At 61.6% G+C, this 19,580-nt stretch carries 16 protein-coding genes; 10 read left to right on the top strand and 6 right to left on the bottom strand.

Annotation, left to right across the window (positions count from 1 at the left end):
- The first annotated feature begins 2 nt into the window (after nucleotides 1–2).
- Nucleotides 3–1,463: an aldo/keto reductase gene (locus tag ACIQUB_RS12950; protein ID WP_402929999.1), complete on the top strand. Its 1,461-nt coding sequence runs from the start codon at nucleotides 3–5 to the stop codon at nucleotides 1,461–1,463.
- A 91-nt stretch (nucleotides 1,464–1,554) separates the two neighbouring features.
- Here the strand turns inward: ACIQUB_RS12950 and ACIQUB_RS12945 are convergent, their stop codons facing one another.
- Together ACIQUB_RS12945 and ACIQUB_RS12940 are read right to left on the bottom strand one after the other, a co-directional pair.
- The gene (locus ACIQUB_RS12945) at nucleotides 1,555–2,469 is read right to left on the bottom strand and encodes a proline iminopeptidase-family hydrolase (RefSeq protein WP_402929997.1); all 915 of its coding nucleotides are present in this window, start codon (nucleotides 2,467–2,469) and stop codon (nucleotides 1,555–1,557) included.
- 53 nt (nucleotides 2,470–2,522) lie between these two features.
- On the bottom strand, nucleotides 2,523–3,305 hold the full coding sequence (locus ACIQUB_RS12940; protein ID WP_113235988.1) for a LuxR family transcriptional regulator: 783 nt from the start codon (nucleotides 3,303–3,305) through the stop codon (nucleotides 2,523–2,525).
- Between the two features lie 124 nt (nucleotides 3,306–3,429).
- Between ACIQUB_RS12940 and ACIQUB_RS12935 the strand changes: the two genes are divergently transcribed.
- Genes ACIQUB_RS12935 through ACIQUB_RS12915 form a run of 5 tightly spaced genes read left to right on the top strand, consistent with a single transcriptional unit; the run spans nucleotide 3,430 to nucleotide 9,400 of the window.
- Nucleotides 3,430–4,320: a proline iminopeptidase-family hydrolase gene (locus tag ACIQUB_RS12935; RefSeq protein ID WP_402929994.1), complete on the top strand. Its 891-nt coding sequence runs from the start codon at nucleotides 3,430–3,432 to the stop codon at nucleotides 4,318–4,320.
- A 51-nt stretch (nucleotides 4,321–4,371) separates the two neighbouring features.
- On the top strand, nucleotides 4,372–5,310 hold the full coding sequence (locus ACIQUB_RS12930; protein ID WP_402929992.1) for an ABC transporter permease: 939 nt from the start codon (nucleotides 4,372–4,374) through the stop codon (nucleotides 5,308–5,310).
- Nucleotides 5,307–6,158 (top strand): ABC transporter permease, encoded by an 852-nt coding sequence (locus tag ACIQUB_RS12925; RefSeq protein WP_402929990.1) that lies wholly within the window; start codon nucleotides 5,307–5,309, stop codon nucleotides 6,156–6,158. The genes ACIQUB_RS12930 and ACIQUB_RS12925 overlap by 4 nt, the downstream gene beginning before the upstream one ends.
- Nucleotides 6,155–7,867 carry a dipeptide ABC transporter ATP-binding protein gene (locus tag ACIQUB_RS12920; protein ID WP_402929988.1) on the top strand — a complete coding sequence of 571 codons (1,713 nt, stop codon included), beginning with the start codon at nucleotides 6,155–6,157 and terminating at the stop codon, nucleotides 7,865–7,867. The genes ACIQUB_RS12925 and ACIQUB_RS12920 overlap by 4 nt, the downstream gene beginning before the upstream one ends.
- Before the next feature lie 18 nt (nucleotides 7,868–7,885).
- Nucleotides 7,886–9,400, top strand: a complete 1,515-nt coding sequence (locus ACIQUB_RS12915) for an ABC transporter substrate-binding protein (RefSeq protein WP_402929986.1) — start codon at nucleotides 7,886–7,888, stop codon at nucleotides 9,398–9,400.
- A gap of 72 nt (nucleotides 9,401–9,472) precedes the next feature.
- On the opposite strand, the gene ACIQUB_RS12910 is transcribed toward ACIQUB_RS12915, so the two are convergent.
- Nucleotides 9,473–10,000: a hypothetical protein gene (locus ACIQUB_RS12910; RefSeq protein ID WP_402929984.1), complete on the bottom strand. Its 528-nt coding sequence runs from the start codon at nucleotides 9,998–10,000 to the stop codon at nucleotides 9,473–9,475.
- A 161-nt stretch (nucleotides 10,001–10,161) separates the two neighbouring features.
- Nucleotides 10,162–10,419 carry a YMGG-like glycine zipper-containing protein gene (locus ACIQUB_RS12905; RefSeq protein ID WP_111560741.1) on the bottom strand — a complete coding sequence of 86 codons (258 nt, stop codon included), beginning with the start codon at nucleotides 10,417–10,419 and terminating at the stop codon, nucleotides 10,162–10,164.
- 189 nt (nucleotides 10,420–10,608) lie between these two features.
- On the opposite strand from ACIQUB_RS12905, the gene ACIQUB_RS12900 reads away from it, so the two are divergent.
- The gene (locus ACIQUB_RS12900; protein WP_402929981.1) at nucleotides 10,609–12,144 is read left to right on the top strand and encodes a phospholipase D-like domain-containing protein; all 1,536 of its coding nucleotides are present in this window, start codon (nucleotides 10,609–10,611) and stop codon (nucleotides 12,142–12,144) included.
- Here the strand turns inward: ACIQUB_RS12900 and ACIQUB_RS12895 are convergent.
- Complete coding sequence (locus tag ACIQUB_RS12895; protein ID WP_402929979.1) at nucleotides 12,094–13,065, bottom strand: lysylphosphatidylglycerol synthase domain-containing protein; 972 nt, start codon at nucleotides 13,063–13,065, stop codon at nucleotides 12,094–12,096. The two genes, ACIQUB_RS12900 and ACIQUB_RS12895, sit on opposite strands and share 51 nt — an antisense overlap.
- Before the next feature lie 44 nt (nucleotides 13,066–13,109).
- Here ACIQUB_RS12895 and ACIQUB_RS12890 point away from each other — a divergent pair, with 44 nt between their 5' ends.
- The 3 genes from ACIQUB_RS12890 (at nucleotide 13,110) to treZ (ending at nucleotide 18,329) form a co-directional block, all read left to right on the top strand.
- Nucleotides 13,110–13,886, top strand: coding sequence for an endonuclease/exonuclease/phosphatase family protein (locus tag ACIQUB_RS12890; protein WP_402929977.1), 777 nt, complete (start codon nucleotides 13,110–13,112; stop codon nucleotides 13,884–13,886).
- Nucleotides 13,887–13,970: 84 nt separating this feature from the next.
- Complete coding sequence (gene treY / locus ACIQUB_RS12885) at nucleotides 13,971–16,436, top strand: malto-oligosyltrehalose synthase (protein WP_402929975.1); 2,466 nt, start codon at nucleotides 13,971–13,973, stop codon at nucleotides 16,434–16,436.
- Nucleotides 16,437–16,550: 114 nt separating this feature from the next.
- A complete protein-coding gene (gene treZ / locus ACIQUB_RS12880) occupies nucleotides 16,551–18,329 on the top strand; it encodes a malto-oligosyltrehalose trehalohydrolase (protein ID WP_402929973.1) in 1,779 nt (592 codons plus the stop codon).
- Between the two features lie 43 nt (nucleotides 18,330–18,372).
- Here treZ and ACIQUB_RS12875 read toward each other — a convergent pair whose 3' ends face one another.
- Nucleotides 18,373–19,431: a DNA topoisomerase IB gene (locus ACIQUB_RS12875; RefSeq protein ID WP_402929971.1), complete on the bottom strand. Its 1,059-nt coding sequence runs from the start codon at nucleotides 19,429–19,431 to the stop codon at nucleotides 18,373–18,375.
- Between the last annotated feature and the right edge of the window lie 149 nt (nucleotides 19,432–19,580).

The raw sequence follows: 19,580 nt of genomic DNA, 5'->3' as shown, positions 1-19,580 counted from the left end.
ACATGACCACCACGCCCCCACGCATAGCGCTCACCAAGGATCTCTCCATCAGCCGCATCGTCTGCGGTCTCTGGCAGGTGGCCGACATCGAGAAGAACGGCACGATTATCGATCCCGACAAGGGCGCCGATGTGCTGCAGGCCTATGCGCGCGACGGTTTCGACACGTTCGACATGGCCGATCACTATGGCTCGGCGGAGTTGATCACGGGGCGACTGCTGTCGCGCTATCAGAATGGCCAGCGGCCTGTCGCCTTCACCAAATGGTGCCCGGAGCCGGGACCGATGACGGCTGATGTCGTGCGCCGCGGCGTCGAGGAGCGGCTGACGCGGCTTGGTGTCGATAAGGTCGATCTCCTGCAATTCCACTGGTGGAGCTTTGAGCATCCGGCGTGGCTCGACGCCCTGCACGAGATGCGGCGCCTGCGCGAGGAAGGCCTGATCGGCGCGCTCGGCCTCACCAATTTCGACGCCGGACATCTGGCGCTGGCGCTTGCCGACGGCATCGAGATCGCCAGCAATCAGGTCTCGTTCTCGTTGGTCGACCGCCGCGCTGCGGGTGCGCTCTCGAAGCTCTGCGCCGAAAGCGGCGTCAAGCTTCTCGCCTATGGGACGCTATGTGGCGGATTTCTCTCCGAGAAGTGGCTGGGCCAACCCGAGCCGACGTCGATCGCCGATTGGAGCCGCTCGAAATACAAACGCTTCATCGACACCGCCGGCGGCTGGGAGGCCTTTCAAGGCATTCTCGGCGCCGCCCAAACCATCGCGGCCAAGCATGGTGTGTCGATCTCAAACGTCGCGAGCCGCTGGGTACTGGAACACGACGCCGTCGCCGCCACGATCGTCGGTGCGCGCATCGGCGAGAACGAGCATCGCGGCGACAATCTCAACGTCTTCTCCTTCGCGCTCGACGAAGAGGATCACGCCGCGCTGAACGCCGCATTTACAAAGACGCAACCCATCCCCGGCGATTGCGGCGACGAATATCGCAAGCCGCCGTTCCTCACCGCCTCCGGCGATCTCAGCCACCATCTGGATGCCATTCCATCCGTCTATACGGCTCAGCCAGTGCCCGGTCGTCCAGGGCGCTCGCGGGTGTCATCCGGCAGCATCTGGGAGCCGATCGCCGGCTATAGCCGCGCCGTCAGGGTGGGAGATCGTATTCTCGTGTCCGGCACGACGGCGACGCATGGCACGAACCGCTGCGTCGCATCAGGCGACGCGGGCGCGCAGGCGACCTACATCCTCGACAAGATCGCGGCTTCGATATCGGCTCTCGGCGGCAAGATGGAAGACGTCGTCAGAACGCGCATCTATCTGCGCGATGCCAATCAGTGGGAGCCCGTCTCGCGCGCGCACGGACGCGCCTTCGCTGAGGTCCTGCCCGCCAACACGCTGATCGAGGCCGGCAATCTGGTCGGCGATTACGAGGTCGAGATCGAGGCGGAAGCGATCTGCGATTGATGCGGTCCGCGCTCCGGCGTGACCGCGTCAGGAAAGCGCCGCCCCACGAGGGGCAGCGCATAGCTATATTGCGTTCAAGGACGCTTTTGCCTCAGTCGTGACGCGACAGGAATTTCGAAACCGTGGCGAGGCAGAGTTCCTTTTCCTCGACATGCGGCATGTGGCTCGACTGTTCGAACAGCACCCACTCGCAATCGGGAACGTTATCGACGTAAGGCTTGACGACGAGCGGAGTGGCTTCGTCGTACTTGCCTGAGATCAGCAGCGTCGGCGCCTCGATCCGGCTCAACCGGTCCTCGATCGTCCAGTCTTTCATCGTGCCGATGACGTGGAATTCGGTCGGGCCGTTCATGTTGCGGTAGACGGTGTTGTCCTCGTCCATGATCGCGAAGGTGCGGGCGACTTCGGAGGGCCATGGCGAGACACGGCAGACATGGCGATCGTAGAAAACCCTTGATGCGGTGATGTATTCGGGGTCTGTCAGTGTGCCGACCTGCTCGTGCTTCAAAAGCGTGTCCTGCACCTCTCTCGGCAGCTCCTCGCGCAAGCGATTGGCCTCGGAAACCCAGGTGTGCATGTTGGCCGGAGAGTTGGCGATCACCAGGGCTTTCAGGCCCTTCGGCTTTCGAACCGCATGTTCGGCACCCAGCATGCCACCCCAGGACTGGCCGAGGAAAGCGTAGCGATCGGCAATGCCGAGATGCGCTAGCAGTGCATCGAGTTCCTCAAGGAACAGTGCCGGCGTCCAGAAATCCGGACCCTTTTCCGGCAGACGTGTGGAATTGCCATTGCCGAGCTGGTCGTAGTGGATGACGGCGCGGCCATCAAGCGCGGAGATACCCTTGAAGGAATCGACATAGTCATGGGTGCAGCCTGGCCCGCCGTGGGCGACGATGAGCGGCAGCTTGCCGCTGTCGAGTGAACCGGTGATGCGATACCAGGTGCGGTAATCGCGAAACGGGAGGTAGTCTTCCTTCGACGTGACAGCGGTCACTGATAGCTCCATCTTTGGGTATTCGATGGAAAACCATAGCGTGGCCGCTGAAACCGTGGCAGCTATCACAAGTTATAGGATGGCCGGTCCTCGAGAAGGCGGTAGTGCGTGGCGCGCACAACCGCCTGGGTGCGGTTCTTGGCGCCGAGTTTCTTGGCGGCCGCATTGAGGTGCATGACAACAGTCGGCACCGAGCGCTCGATGATGCGGGCGATCTCCTTGGCCGAAAGCCCTTCCGCCGAATAACGCAGGCACTCGCGCTCCCGCTCGGTCAGTCGCGCCTTGCCGGCGCTGCAGGCGTCCGCGTCGAACAGCGGAAAGGCGGCCTCGTGGAAGACGTGGGCGAGCAGCCCGAAATCGGCGATGTAGCGCAAAGCCTGCTTCTGGAAGCCCTTCTCGCGACCGTAGCGAATGCCGGTGACCGTCGCGTAGTCGCCGCGCGGCATGTGGATCGGCACCGTCACGCCCGTCGACATGTCGCGCTCGCTGAGATAGCGCGCCACCGGCTCGGTATTCTCGCCCATGAAGCGGTTGATCAGCGTTTCGGCATTGGCATCGTAATTCCAGAAGAACGGCGTCGACGTGCGCAGCGCCACTTGCTGAACCGGATCGATACGGAAATAGCCGCGGTTGAACCAGTAGTCGTGCATGTCGTCGGAAATGTTGCGCAGCTTCAAGAGCGAGGGGATCATGATCTCGCCGTCCAGATCGTAGGGGATCGGCGTGTAGTCATAGATCAACGCCTCGAAGCCGAGGGCCTTCATTTCCTCGAAGACCTGATCGATACGCCCATCCAAAGTCTGGTGATCGGTGAATTGTGTTTTGATCGCACGGATCTCATCAAGCATGGCCGACTCCCGGTGAGCGAAGCGCCACCTATCACTTCTTATAGCTGGCGCGAAACGCTGTTTGGGATAAAAATTTAGCCTTGCCCAATTAATGAGCAAGAAGAATCTTTTGCCGGAGACATCAATGTGGCGTGAAATCGAGCCGGACCAGCGATACGACATCGAGGTCGATGGCTTCAAGGTTGTCGCCTACAGCTTCGGAAGCGGCAGCGAGACGGTGCTCTGCCTGAACGGCGGACCCGGCCTTCCCTGCGATTATCTGCGTGAAGCGCATTCCTGTCTCATCTACAAAGGCTACCGTGTCGTCGCCTTCGACCAGCTGGGAACCGGCGCGTCGGCCCGGCCTGACGATACGGCCCTTTGGACCATCGGCCGCTATGTCGAGGAGACGGAAACCGTGCGCAAGGCGCTCGGCCTCGGCAAGGTGCACATGCTCGGCCATTCCTGGGGCGGCTGGCTGGCGATCGACTACGCGCTTACCTACCCCGAGCACCTGCAGACGCTGATCCTCGAGGATACCGTCGCAGACATGCCCCATCTCATTCTGGAGCTTGAACGGCTGCGCTCAGCACTTGGCCCGGAAACGGTAGCGATGATGCAGAAGCACGAAGCGCAGGGCACATACGACCACCCGGAATACCAGGCCGCCGTGACCATTCTCAACTATCGCCACGTCTGTCGCCTGCCCGAGTGGCCGGCCCCGGTCCGCCGCTCGCTGGACGATTGGAACATGGGACCCTACGGCACGATGCAGGGACCGAACGAGTTTCTCTATATCGGCAACCTCAAGGATTGGAACCGCATCCCAGACCTGCCTCGCGTTACCGTCCCCACGCTGATAACCACCGGCGAGCATGACGAACTGACGCCCGCCTGCGCGCTGCGCATGAAGCTTGCGCTGCCGAACGCCGAGCTGAAGGTCTTCGCCAACGCCAGCCACATGCCCTTCTACGAGAACCCCGGCGATTATTACCCGGCGCTTCTGGACTTTCTGTCGCGGCACAAGGCAAGCTGATGCATAGAAAGCCAACAAGCATCATGCGGATGGAAAGGGGCGATCGCCACAATGCATCGCTATAGATTTGTTCTCACGCGTCCGCTGCAGTTTCTGCCCGTCATTTTCGGCATCAGCGTCATCACCTTCATTCTGGTCCGGCTGATCCCCGGCGATCCCGCGCGCAACATTCTCGGCACCCGCGCGACGCCTGCGGCCATCGCCAATATCCGGGCGCAATATGGCCTCGATGAACCGATGTGGCTGCAGTATTTCTACTTCCTGCGCAATCTCGCCAATGGCGAGATGGGAAAATCCATCCTCTACAAGATCGACGTGCTGAAGCTGATCCTGACCCGCATCGAACCCACCGTCGCGCTGGTTCTGACGAGCGTCATCCTCTCGGTGCTGATCGCGGTGCCGATGGCAGCGATTGCCGCACGTAACCGGGGCGGCGCGGCTGACCATGCGGTGCGGGTGATCTCCACCTTCGGCATTGGCTTCCCACCGTTCTGGCTCGGCCTGATGCTGATCATCGTCTTTAGCGTGCAACTCGGCATATTCCCGGTTTCCGGCTACGGCGCGACGTTTGGTGACAAGCTCGCTCACCTGGTGCTTCCGAGCCTGACGATCGCCTTGTCGCTCTCCACTGTCCTGACTCGCAGCCTGCGGGCCGCGATGATCGAGGGGCTGAAGTCGGATGTCGCGACGGCGGCGCGCGCGCGTGGTATGCCCGAGGGCATCGTCTTCTGGAAGCACGTGCTTCCGAACTCGCTGGTTCCGACCATCAACCTTCTGGCAGTCAACATCGGCTGGCTGATAGGCGGCACCGTCGTCGTGGAAAGCGTCTTCGCTTTGCCGGGCATGGGGCAGCTTCTGGTGCGCGCCATCTTCTCGCGCGATTATATGGTCGTGCAGGGCGTGGCCATGGTGTTTGCCTGCGCCACCGTTCTTATCAATTTCATCGCCGACATCGTTACCGTCACCGTCGACCCCAGAGTGACGCTATGAGTGCCATAGTATCTTCTCCCGCATCCTTCAGCTGGCGCAAGCTCATCGGCAAGCGCCCGGCGCTTTGCGTCGGCGCCGGCATCCTGCTGGTCTTCCTGATCCTTGCCATCGGCGCGCCGCTGATCGCGCCCTATGACCCGATATTCCAGAACGCCGATGTGCGCCTGCAGGCGCCGTCGCTACTGCATCCCTTCGGCACCGACAATTTCGGCCGCGACATCCTCTCGCGGGTCATCTGGGGAACCCGGATCGATCTGCAGATCGCCATCATCGGCGTGGTCTTCCCTTTCATTATCGGCACGACGGTCGGCACCATCGCCGGCTTTTTCGGCGGCATCGTCGATGCGCTGTTCATGCGGCTCGTCGACATCATTCTAGCCTTTCCATTCCTGGTGCTGATGCTGTCGATCATTGCCATCCTCGGACCGGGGCTCAGCAGTTTCTATATCGCCATGGCGCTGGTCGGCTGGGTCTCTTATGCACGACTGATCAGGGCACAGATGTTGGTGCTGAAGAAGAGTGACTACGCGGTGGCCGCCGTCAGCCTCGGTTTCAGCCGCTTCCGCATCATGTTCCGCCATCTTCTGCCGAACGCCATTGCAGGCTCGATCGTGTTCTCGATGTCCGACGCCGTGCTCGTGCTCCTGAGCGGCGCCGCGGTTAGCTATCTCGGGCTTGGCGTTCAGCCGCCGATCGCCGAATGGGGTGTGATGGTGGCCGAGGGCCAAAGCTTCATCACTACCGCATGGTGGATCACGCTCTTCCCTGGCCTGTCGATCGTCGTCTTCGCCTTCGGTTTCAGCATGCTCGGCGATGCGCTCGGCGAAATTCTGGGAGTCCACGAATGAGCGCTCCCCTTCTTTCCGTTCGCGACCTGACAGTCAAAGCCCATGGCGACGAGACCGTTCGCACGCTGATCGACGGCGTGTCGCTCGACCTCGGCCGTGGCGAAATCCTCGGGCTCGTCGGTGAAAGCGGCTCCGGCAAGAGCCTGTTCTGCCGCTCGCTGATACGACTACTGCCCTCTTCGCTGTTGAAGATCGATGGTGGGCAGGTGCTGCTAGAGGGCCGCGATCTGACCGGGATCAGCGATGCGGACATGCTTGCCGTGCGCGGCGGCGAGATCGGCATGGTCTTCCAGAACCCGACCAGCCATCTCGATCCTGTCATGCGGATCGGCGATCAGATCGCCGAAGGCATCCGCTATCATCAGGGGCTGAATGCCCAGGATGCGCGCGCTGCCGCGATCGAAATCCTGACGCAGGTCGGCTTTCCCGATCCGACAAGACAATATGAAAGCTATCCCCACGAGTTTTCCGGCGGCATGCGACAGCGTGCGATGATCGGGGTGGCCCTGTCGTGCAATCCCAAGATCCTGATTGCCGACGAGCCGACCACCGCTCTCGACGTGACCATCCAGGCGCAGATCCTGCGGCTGCTCATGGATATCCGCGACAAGCGCGGCCTGTCGATCATCCTGATTACCCACGATCTCGGCATCGTCGCCCAGACCTGCGATCGCATCGCCGTCCTGCGCGGCGGCCAGCTCTTGGAACAGGGACCGAAGCGCGCGATCCTGACGCATCCGCAGCACCCCTACACGGTAAGCCTGATCGCCAGCCACCCGTCGATGCCCGACGAAACAGCCACACCGTCGGCGGAGACCGATCGCACGGGACATGCGGTCCAGCCGCTTCTGGAAATCGACGACCTGCATGTCCGTTTCAATACCGGCGGCAGTCTCTTCAAAGGCAGCTCGAAGACAGTGAGCGCGGTGGCGGGTGTCAGCCTCCGGGTCATGCCCGGCGAAAGCGTCGGCATCGTCGGCGAATCCGGCAGCGGCAAGAGCACGCTGGCGCGCGCTATCCTCGGCCTGACGCCGCTGTCATCAGGACATGTCACCTTCGACGGCATCGATCTCGCGCAGCAGACGACAGCCGGTTTGGCGCGGATATGCCGCGAGGCCGCGATGGTGTTCCAGGACCCCTTCAACGCGCTCAACCCGCGCATGACGATCGGACAGACGCTGTCGGAGGTCCTGAAGGTCCAGGGCAAGATCGCCCCCTCGGCCATTCCCGAACGTGTAAACGAACTGCTCGACCTGGTCGGCCTCGAGCGCGAATTCGCCGGCCGCAAGCCGCGCAGCATGAGCGGCGGTCAGTGCCAGCGCGCCGGTATCGCGCGCGCTTTGGCTGTCGACCCGAAGATGATCATCGCAGACGAGTGCGTGGCCGCTCTCGACGTGACCATTCAGGCGCAGATCGTTGAGTTGTTCCAGGAACTGAAAGCAAAGATGCAGCTGACGCTGCTCTTCATCGCACATGACCTCGCCATCGTCCGCAATCTCTGCGAACGCGTCGTGGTCATGTATCGCGGCGAGATCGTCGAGGAGGGGCGTTCGGCCGACGTTTTCGCGCGACCGCAGCATCCCTATACCGCGGCACTGATCGCCGCCATTCCCGACATCGACCCCGACAAGCGCCTTCTCGGCGACGCCTCCGCCGCCGAGCGCGAGAACTATTTCATACCGCCGCAACCGAAGAAACATTCACGATAACAACAAGGGAACACAGAGATGAAAAACAGATGGAAAACCGTAGGGCTCGCAGCCATCATGGCAGGCCTGACACTCAGCGCCAGCTATGCCGAAGCCGCCGGCGTGCTGACGATTGGACGCCGCGAAGACTCGACGACGTTCGATCCGATCAAGACGGCGCAGAACATCGACAACTGGGTCTTCTCCAACGTCTATGACGTCCTCGTGCGCGTCGACAAGACCGGCACCAAGCTCGAGCCCGGTCTGGCCGAGAGCTGGACGACCTCCGACGACGGCCTCACCTACACCTTCAAGATCCGTGACGCGAAATTTTCCGACGGCTCGCCGCTGACCGCCGAGGACGCGGCCTTCAGCCTGCTGCGCATCCGCGATGACGCGGCTTCGCTCTGGGGCGATTCCTATAAGGTCATCGACACGGCCGTTGCCACCGACGCGCATACGCTGACGATCAAACTGAAGAACCCCTCCGCACCCTTCCTGTCAACGCTGGCCTTGCCCAACGCATCGGTCATCTCCAAGAAGGGAATGGAAACGCTGGGACCGGACGCCTACGCTGAAAAGCCGATCGCTTCGGGCGCCTTCACCGTCGAGGAATGGCGCCGCGGCGACCGTGTGATCCTGAAGAAGAACCCCAATTTCTGGGAAGCCGACCGCGTCAAGCTCGATGGCGTCGAGTGGGTTTCCGTTCCCGATGATAATACGCGCATGCTGAACGTCCAGGCCGGACAGCTCGACACCGCGATCTTCGTGCCCTTCTCCCGCGTCGAGGAGATGAAGAAGGACCCGAACCTCAACGTCGATATCGATGCCTCGACCCGCGAAGACCATCTGCTGATCAACCACGCGCATGGCGCGCTTGGAAAGAAGGAAGTGCGTCAGGCGCTCGACATGGCGATAGACAAGAAGGCGATCGTCGATGCCGTCACCTTTGGCCAGGGCACCGTCGCCAACTCTTATATCCCGAAGGGCGCGCTCTACCACTACGCCGACAACCTGCAGCGGCCTTACGATCCGGCCAAGGCAAAGGAAATGCTGGCCGCCGCGGGCGAGCCGAACCTGACGCTCAACTACCTCGTGCGCGCAGGCGACGAAGTCGACGAACAGATCGCCGTTCTGCTGCAGCAGCAGCTGCAGAAGGCAGGCATCACCGCCAACCTGCAGAAGGTCGATGCCAGCCAGGAATGGGACATGACCGTTGCCGGCGACTACGACATCTCGGTCAATTACTGGACCAACGACATTCTCGACCCCGACCAGAAGACAACCTTCGTGCTCGGTCACGACAGCAACAACAACTACATGACCAACTACAAGAGCGATGCGGTGAAGGATCTGGTGGCGAAGGCACGCCTGGAACTCGATCCGAAGAAGCGCGAAGCGATGTATGTCGATATCCAGAAGATGGCCAAGGACGATGTCAACTGGATCGACCTCTACTACAGCCCGTACATCAACGTTTCGCGCAAGAACGTTGAGAACTTCTACCAGAACCCGCTTGGCCGCTTCTTCCTCGAAGACACCGTCAAGAACTGAGATCGGTAGAGCTTAGCTCTTCAATAGCAACGGCCGCCGCAGGTTCCTGCGGCGGCCGTTCGCTATCAAAAGTTACGCCGCTGAACCCAGTGCGGGGCGAACCAGACGATCGCCCTCATCCGGCGCCGGCGGTTCGGCAGCGTTCAAGTAAAACCGTGCAGGCGCCGTCAGCGAGAACCAGAGGCATGCGCCGAGCATGAAATAGGCGCTCGTGACATCGTCGACGGGCTTGGCGAGCGGCAGAACCAGTGCGCCGACGAGGACCGCAAGCCTGAGAGCCCATTCGTTTTCGCGCTTCTGAAGAGCCGTCGCGCGTAGCGCCTTGTAGTCTTTCAAGTCGTACTCGGCCGATGCCGCGCTCGCCTTGTAGAGCTTCAGCACCGATGGCAGCGCGAGCATGACGAGGGCAGCCTCGCTCAGCCACAGCGCTTCGCCCGCCAAGCATTGCATAGCTGCGATCAGCAGAAACGCGATGGAGAGAAGGTTCCAGACCGGCTCGAGGAGATCAGGTCGCTGGCCGGTAAGGCCGTGCCAGAGTTTCATGACCGTTGCGGCGCCCTGCAGCAGCGGTTCATCAATATAACGATTTATCCAGTTCATGCGCTCGCCCAAGACGCGTTGCCGACGGTTTCTCATCAGCAAAAGATTGGGTCGGCATCATGGCGCGGGCGGGATGTTTGCGCCGATTGCACAAGATTCGACGCACGCGATGCCGGCAGGCATCACGCACGTCGAGAATTCAATCCACCCGGCTCGACCGGTTAGCGGCAACGCGCCTCGTAGGTGCGGCCATAGCGGTCGCGATAGACGCAATAGCCGCGACGTTCCTGCGATTGGCCGATCAAGGCACCGACCGCACCACCGGCGACAGCACCGACGGCTGCGCCGCCCCAGCTATTGGTGGCCACGCCACCGATGACAGCGCCGGTGCCCGCACCGATCGCCGTCCCTTGTTCTGTCGCTGTGCACGACGCAAGACTGCCCGCCACCGCGGTTACCAACAGAATAGCTCTGATCATGATTTTACTCCTCGGCTCATCCTCTACCGTGAAGTAAACAGTTGAAATGGCTTTTCGTTCCGCGATCGTTTTCAGGTGATGCTACCACCCCGATACCGGGCCGGGAAATACGGTGCACTATGACGGAACAAGTCACCCCTTCAAGCGTTACGGCCACGTCAAATACCAAGCGGGGCGCCGGACAGCAGAATGACAGAATTTCAACCTATCGCCGATCGACTGAAGGCGTCTAAGGCAACCGAGTTCCTGAAACGCGCAACCCGCAAAGTAGAAGCTTCTCTTCCCGCTTTGCCGGGCGGCATCATTCGCCAGCGACGTAACGCTTGGCAGGTCGGCAAGGTCGAGAAGGCCGCTTTCCTGATAGATGGCGCCGCCTATTTTCTGGCGCTCGACCAAGCGCTTCGCAAGGCGGTTCATACAATCTGGATCGTCGGCTGGGACTTCAACCCGGATATCAGGCTCAGACCGCATCAAAGCTCCGAGACGCTGGGTGAGCTTCTGCTGTCGCTCGCCGATGAGAAGCCGGATCTGCGTATCCGCATACTGGTATGGGGTATGGGCCCGATCTATTCCGGCAAGTCGCTACGGCTCTTCCGCGAGAGCGAGTTCTCCGCCCATCCGCAGATCAGCATGCGCTTTGATCTGCGCCATCCGATCCGCGGCTGCCATCACCAGAAGCTCGTCTCGATCGACGACAGTCTGGCCTTCCTCGGCGGCATAGACCTGACCGCCAGGCGGTGGGACGAGCCGGACCACAAGATGACCAACACGCTGCGGAAATCGCCGGATGGCACGCCTTACGATCCCGTGCACGACATGCAGTCGATGGTATCGGGCGACGCGGCTCGGCTGATCGGCGATGTTGCCCGCAGACGATGGAAGCGCGCCACGGGCGAGCGCCCAGAGCCTGCTCCGGCAGTCGGCGCCTCATGGCCGGCAGGCGTCAGCGCCGATCTTGCGAACGCGACCGCCGCGATCGCGCTGACGGAACCCGGGCTGATCGGCAAACGCGGCCACTACGAGGCCTTCCGGCTGACGCGCGATGCGATAAAGGCCGCGCGACAGTTGATTTACATCGAGACGCAGTATCTCGCCTCCTTCGGCGTCGCCCGCACTATTGCCAAGCGGCTGAAGGAAAGCGACGGCCCGGAGATTACCGTGCTCGTCACCAAAAGCTCCCACGGCTTCCTCGAAAAGCTCACGATGGGCAACAACCGGGACAGGCTGATCCGTAGGCTGAAGCGCATCGACCAATATGATCGGCTGCGGGTCATGTACGCGGTGGTGCCCGACAAGCAGGGCGGCGAGAAGGAGCTGGTCATTCACTCCAAGCTGCTGATCGTCGACGACCACTTCATCCGCATCGGCTCATCCAACTTGAACAACCGCTCCGAGGGGCTGGATACGGAATGCGATCTGGCGATCGAAGCCTCGACCGACGCACATCGTGAGGCTATCTCGACGCTGCGCTACCGGCTGCTTGCGGAGCATCTTGAGACGACGCCGGAGACCGTGCGCGACACCGAACGCAGCATGCGGTCGCTGAATGCCGCAGTGGACGCGCTGAATGTTGGCAGGCGCGGGCTGCGGCACTTCGCGATCGATGTCTCGAAAGGCGAGACATCGCCGCTGACGGGCACCACGCTCGTCGACCCGCGACGTCCGTACTGGCCGCTACAGAAGCTGCGCCTGCGCGTCGGACGGCTGGCCGCCGCGATCTTCTGATACCGCCTTGCCGCGCTTGCGCAGCACCACCTCGCTGATCGCGAAGACGGGAATGCCGATCAACAGCGGCACGATGAAATAGATCACTCTGAAGGCCACGAGCGCCCCGATCGACGCCGCGCCCGGCAGGGCGTGACTGACGGTTGCTTCGAGTACACCCAGACCACCCGGCACATGGGTGAGAAGGATGGCGATGTTGGCAAGCACGAAGGCCGTCGCCGTCTGCACGAAACCGACATCGCCCTGCGCCGCCAGCATCTGGTGAAGGCAGGCGGCGACAAAGACGAAGTTAAGCGTACCGATCACGACCTGACCGATCGCAAGCTCGAGACGCGGCATCTCGAAGCTCCACTTCCACAGGTGCAGCGGCGCGCGCACGGTGGCAGCGAGAAGGACATAGGCGGCTGGGACCGCGAGGCACGCGAGGCCCAGCATGAGCAGGCCATTGGCGCTCATGGCGAGCAGGTTCACCGCATCGCGTGGATTGATCAGCAGCGCCAGTCCTGACAGTACCGACAGGCCGATGCCGACAGTTACGCCGCAAAACAGGATGACCTTCGCCACTTCCTCGGCGCTCAGGCCCCACCGCGCATAATAGCGATAGCGAACCGCGCCACTGCTCAAGGCGGCGACGCCGAGATTGTGGCCGATGGAAAGACCGGTGAAGGAGGCGATCGCCGCTTTCGGATAACTCAACGGCTTACCGGCATAGCGCAGCCCCATCCAGTCAAAGCCCGTCAGGCAAAGGTAAGAGAGTGCGGCGAAGCCCAGCCCGGAGAGCAAACGTGACACTGGGATTGCGGCGATCGACCGTGTGATCTCATCGATCGAGTAGCGACTGAAGACCTTGTAGAGGAGATAGGCCGCGAGCAGCAGTCCGAGAACCAGGGTTGCATTAATGAGGACACGCTTCGCCGACATGAACATTCCATTCCGATTGATCTTCAGCAATGGAACGAAACAGGATGAAATCGGGTTCCCTGTCGATGAGCGTATCGACAGAGACTTCGCACCGAACTGAAGACCAGGAACTGAGAATCCTCACCTACAATGTGCACAGCTGCATCGGCACCGACCGGCAGCTTGATCCCAACAGGATCGCCGACGTCATCGCGCAATCGGGCGCCGACATCATCGCGCTGCAGGAGCTCGATGTCGGCCGCAAGCGCACCGGCGGTATCGACCAGGCGCATATGATCGCAACGCTTTTGAAGATGGAGGCCCATTTTAACCCGGCTCTGCATGTGCAGGAGGAAAAATACGGCGATGCAATACTGACCGCTCTGCCGGCACTGCGGATGAAGGCCGGCCCCCTGCCCTCGGTCGGCGAGACGCGGGGGGCGATCTGGACGCAGGTGGATGCGGGTGGACGAAAGCTCAATGTCCTCAATACCCATCTAGGCCTGCGCAACATCGACCGCATAAAGCAGGTGCGGACGCTGCTCTCGGACGAGTGGATCGGGAGCCCGGATTTTCATGCGACACCATCGGTGATCTGCGGCGACCTCAATGCGCGACCGTCATCGCCGGCCTATAGGATGCTGGCCGGCCAGTTTCGCGACGCTCAGCTGAGCGCGGCGGGCCGGCCGAGGCCAACTTTTCCGTCCCGCTTTCCGCTGTTGCGGATCGATCATGTGTTTCTATCGCGGGAGCTGAAAGTCAGCGCCGCAAATGTTGTATCCACGCCGCTGACAAAGCGCGCCTCCGATCACCTGCCGTTGCTGATCACGCTGAAGCTCTGACTGCCTCGAAGCCTCAGGAAGTTGACGGGGAACAAAAAGCGCGTTGGCGCTGTTGCTGTGTCGCGATCCCATCAGAGGCGACAGATGCACATACCGACATCGACCTACAGGCTACAATTTCGAGATGGCATGACATTCGACACCGCCATCGATTTCATCCCCTATATGAAATCGCTCGGCATCAGCCACCTCTATGCCTCGCCGATCTTCACCGCCACCTCGGGATCGACGCATGGCTATGACGTCACCGATTGCAACGAGATCGAGCCGGCGATCGGCGGCAGCGATGGCTTCGAGCGCCTGAGCGCCGCACTGAAAGCCGAGGACCTCGGCCTGATTCTCGATATCGTGCCGAACCACATGGCTGCCTCGACCGAGAATGCCTGGTGGGCCGATGTCCTGAAATTCGGCGCGGACAGCAAATATGCCGGCCACTTTGACATCGACTGGAGCCAGCGGCTGACGCTGCCGATCCTCGGGAAGAGCTTCAACGACGCGCTCGCCGACGGCGAGTTCGAATTACAACGGGATCCGCGAACCGGCGAATGGTCGCTCGCTTATTTCGAGACCCTGCTGCCTCTCAATCCTCAAAGCGCCGCTGAGATATCCGGTGACCTCAGGGACCGATCGCTGATATCTAGCGTTCACGATCAGCAACCCTGGCGGCTGACCTTCTGGCAGGATGCCGCGCGGACGCTCAGCTATCGGCGCTTCTTCGAAGTCACCGGGCTGGTCGGCCTGCGGGTCGAGGATGAGCAGGTCTTTGCCGACAGCCATGCGCTGGTGCTCGACTTGGTGCGCGCCGGCCACGTGCAGGGGCTGCGGCTCGATCATATTGACGGGCTCGCCGATCCTTCGGCCTATCTCGACCGCCTGCGTGCGGCCGTTGGCCCCGAGATCTATATTGTCGCCGAGAAGATCGTCGGGCATGGCGAGACGCTGCCGGCCGATTGGCCGATCGAGGGCACGAGCGGATACGAGTTTATCTCGGCGCTCAGCAATCTCTTCATCGATGCCAATGGCATGCGCGAACTTGGCAATGCCTATGTCAATCTCTCGCCGGATGCGGCCGATTTCGCCGCTGGCCTGCGCCAGGCCAAACTGCTGATGATTGAGCGCAATTTCGAGGGCGAGACGAGCCGACTTGTGGCAATCGCGTATTCGCTTCTGGCCGATACCGATGAACAGCGTCTTGCATCCGCGATCAAGGAGTTGCTCGTCGCTTTTCCCTTCTATCGCACCTATGGCCGTGCGGGAAAATTGTCAGACGCGGATCAAAGGCTCATCGAGCAGGCCATTGGCGAAGCCGCCAAACAAATCGGAGACCGGGATGCATTGGAGGCCGTAGCGGGGCTTCTCGATGGCGGCCCTCGCGCCGAAGAGTTTCAGCGACGCTTCCAGCAGCTGAGCGGCCCGATCATGGCGAAGGCCATGGAAGACACGCTGTTTTATCGCCACAACCTGCTGCTTGGCGCCAACGAAGTCGGCGGCGAGCCCGACAGGCCGGCAGGCGGCGTCGATGCATTTCACGAGTTGATGCAACAAAGGGCTAAGTTGCAGCCACAGGGACTGTCTTCCACCTCCACCCACGACACCAAGCGCGGCGAGGATGCGCGTGCGCGGCTTTACGTTCTGAGCGAGGAACCTGATGTATGGCGGCTCGGGGTGGAGCGCTGGCGGGACATGAACCGCAGCCACCTGACCGAGCTGCCGGCGGGCCTGACGCCCGACGCCAATGCCGAATGGATGCTCTACCAGGCACTAGTCGGTATATGGCCGCAGGAGTTTCGCGATGGTGCTGCCGCCAACCTGACGGATCGTTTCGTCGCCTATGCCGAGAAGGCGGTGCGCGAGGCGAAGCTTGTCACGGACTGGAGTGCGCCCCACGAACAATACGAGGCAGCGGTCAAAAGCTACGCGTCGGCGCTCACCGCATCCGCCAGCCTGACCTTCCACGAGGACTTCGCCGAAACGCTCCGGCCGGTGATGGCCGCAGGCTACCTGAACAGCCTGTCGCAAACGCTGATCAAGCTGATGGCCCCCGGTGTGCCCGATATCTATCAGGGCTCGGAAGCTTGCGACTTCAGCCTCGTCGATCCCGACAACCGGCGCCCGATCGACACCAAGGAGTTGGCACGCATGCTGGCAACACGGGACCCGATTTCGGAGCTCACCGTTCCAGCACTAAAACAACGCATCATCAGCATCGGCCTCAATCTGCGCAAACGCCTGCCCGGCCTGTTTGCAGATGGAGATTATGTGCCGTTGTCGGCGACAGGCAGCCGCAGCCACCACGTCGTCGCATTCGGCCGGCGGCTGGGCGATGCCTTCACGATCGCGGCGACGCCGCGCATGATGCTGGGGCAGCTGGAGCCTGGAAAACTCTATGCCGGGCCAGAATTCTGGGGCGACACCACCATCATCTTGCCTGCGGAATTACAGGGCCCGAAACATGATCTCCTGACGGAAAGGCCGATCGACACAGCAACATCAATTCCCTTGGCACGGCTGCTGGGGACACAGCCGGTCACTCTACTCCGGAGCGGGTAACCAGTCCAACCGCATCGATAACGCCGTCGTGAGGATCGGTCGGCTCCACCGCCGCGAACTTTTCGGCCTCGGCTGCGTTGAGTGCTGCCAATCATATTTGTCGAAAGGCCTCACGTGACTGACTTGCAATTCGGACCCGTCATTTCCGACAGGGGTGTCACCTTCCGGCTTTGGGCGCCTCTTCTCAACAACATCCGCCTGAAGCTGGAAGACCATGAGCTCCAACCCATGCGTCAGCTCGCGGACGGGTGGCACGAACTGGAGGTCGCAGGCATCGGTGCCGGCGCGCTTTACCGGTTTGTTCTGCCTGATGGATTACAGATGCCCGATCCGGCCTCACGCTTTCAGCCGCACGACGTGCATGGCTTCAGCGAGGTCGAGGACCTCGCGACCTATGATTGGAAAGAAGAGACCTGGCGTGGGCGCCCATGGGAAGAGACCGTACTCTACGAATTGCATATCGGCACCTTCACCGAGGAGGGCACCTTTCTCGCGGCGATCGGGCGTCTCGATCATCTCGCGCGGCTGGGTGTGACGGCGATCCAGATCATGCCGGTTGCCGATTTTCCGGGACGTTACGGCTGGGGCTATGACGGTGTGCTGCCCTATGCGCCCGATAGCAGCTACGGCAGGCCCGAGCATCTGATGGCGCTGGTGGATGCTGCCCACGAACGCGGGATCTCGGTCTTCCTGGATGTCGTCTACAATCACTTCGGCCCCGACGGCAATTATCTTCCGCTCTATGCGCCTGTCTTCACCGACCGGCACAAGACACCGTGGGGAAACGGCATCGATTACGATGGCGCGATGGCGCGGCCGATGCGCGAATTCGTCATCCAGAATGCCATCTACTGGATCACCGTCTTCAGACTGGACGGCCTGCGGCTCGATGCCGTTCATGCCATCAGTGACGGCAGCGAGGAACATCTGCTTCTGGAACTCGCACGGCGCGTGCGCGTAGCCGCCGGCGATCGCCATATCCACCTGATCGTCGAGAACGAGGAAAACGACAGCGATCTCCTGAAGCGCGCGAGTAACGGCGAAACAGGCCTGTTCACGGCACAATGGAACGACGACGTCCACCACACACTGCATGTCGCCGCCACCGGCGAGCGCTTCGGCTATTACGCCGACTACGCTGAGGATAGCGCAGCGCTTGCGCGTTCGCTCGCGGAGGGATTTGTGTTTCAGGGCCCGCACATGCCCTATCGCGGCGGAAGCAGAGGCAAGAGCACCAGCGAACTGCCACCGACGGCCTTCGTCTCCTTCATCCAGAACCACGACCAGATCGGCAACCGCGCGATGGGCGACCGGATCATCGCCGTGCAGCCCGTTCCCGTCATGAAAGCGATGGCGGCCGTCTATCTGCTCGCGCCGCAGATACCGATGTTGTTCATGGGCGAGGAATGGGGCGCGCGGGATGCGTTCCCCTATTTCTGCGATCTCAATGAAGACCTGAACGAAATGGTGCGAAACGGACGCCGCGAGGAGCTCTCGCGTCTGCCGGGCTTCGACACGGACGACCTGCTGGACCCGACCGCACCATCGACGTTCGAGATGGCCAAGCTCGATTGGTCCAATCTCACCGAGCCCGACTGCGCCGATATGCACGACTTTTACGCCTCGCTGCTTGCGATCCGCCACCAGAAGATCGTTCCGCTTCTGGGCGGGATGCAACGCGGCGAAATCGTCGCCGAATCCGGCTTCACGGCAGTCGCGGTCGATTGGCCATTGGCGAGCGGAGGGCGGTTGTGCCTGCGGGCGAACCTTGGAAGCCAGGCGATTGCGACGGACCCCGCCCCGGATGGGGCCGAGGCAATCTTCGGACTTGGCGCGTCATCTGGCAGCAACCTGTCGCCTTGGTCTGTCTATTGGAGCGTAAGCCGCGGGTGACGGAGTTTTATCGGGCCGCTGATCGACCCAAAGAAGCAACCGCTCAAGACACCGACTTCAGCCAGCCTAGCACACGGGCCTCTTCCGCATCCATCCACTTCAACAAGCGCTTGCTTCGCGTTGGCCTCGCGCGCAGCAACTGGGCCAATCTGCCGGTCTTGAATTCATCGAACACGGCGGGATGGATATAGGACGATCGACAGACCGCGCGCGTATTGACGAGCATGGCCGCAACCGCGTCGATCACCTCATTCATCTGCCGCGCGATCGCGGCCTCGGTGGCGGCCACACTCAAAGGTGTGAGGGCGGTGACGGCCGCGCAGGTCGCGCCCCATGTTCGAAACTGGCGGGAGCTGAACTCGGCGCCGGATACGTCCCGGATATACTCGTTGACGTCCTGTGAGGATATCTGCCGGCGGCTTCCGTCCTCGCAGACATACTGGAACAACTGCTGCCCCGGAAGTTCCTGCAGGCCGCGGACCACGCGCGCGATCCTGCGATCCGTATGCACCAAGTTCCATTCCTTGCCGGATTTTCCCTTGAAGCGGAACTTCACCTTGGAGCCGTCGATCTTGACGTGCCGGCGGCGCAAGGTCGTCAGGCCGAAGGAGCCGTTATCCTCCGCATAGGCGGCATTTCCGATGCGGATGTAGAGATTGTCGAGCATCCAGACGATGGTGGCCAGTGCCTTGTCCATCGTCGGCGCACGCGCCCGCAGGTCGGCGTCGACACGTTCGCGGATGTCAGGCAGGCGCTCGCCGAACTCGAGCAGCTGGTCGAACTTGGCGCGTGCGCGCTCCGAATGCCATTGCGGATGATAGCGATACTGCCGGCGTCCACGCGCGTCGATGCCGATCGCCTGCAGATGCGAGAGCGGATTGGGAGAGATGCGGACGTCGACATAGGCGGGCGGGATCACCAGTGCGTTCAGCCGTGAAATTTCGGCGCTATCCGTGATCCTACGCCCATCGGGAGCATAGTAGAGGAACCCATTTTTTCCCACCTTGCGCCTAATGCCGCGCTCGATATCCGTGGTGTAAACCAGTCGAGACGACACCAATGAGGCGGAGGTGATTTCCGGTTGATTGATCGCTTGGTCCATGTCGCAGAAACTCTGCGAACAGCGATTCAGTTCCCGCCGCAACTTCAAAGGCTTGGCTTATCTACCGTTGCCACCTTTTGGCGAAATCGCCTGCCGCTATTCGCATGCCGCGCCAGCGTTTGAATGCCTAGAACCCCAACCTCAGAACT

This window comes from Rhizobium sp. NPDC090275 (genome assembly GCF_044772225.1).
In the GTDB taxonomy this organism is placed as follows: domain Bacteria; phylum Pseudomonadota; class Alphaproteobacteria; order Rhizobiales; family Rhizobiaceae; genus Rhizobium.
Note: the sequence above shows the minus strand (reverse complement) of the source record. Positions and strands in the feature narration are given on the sequence as shown.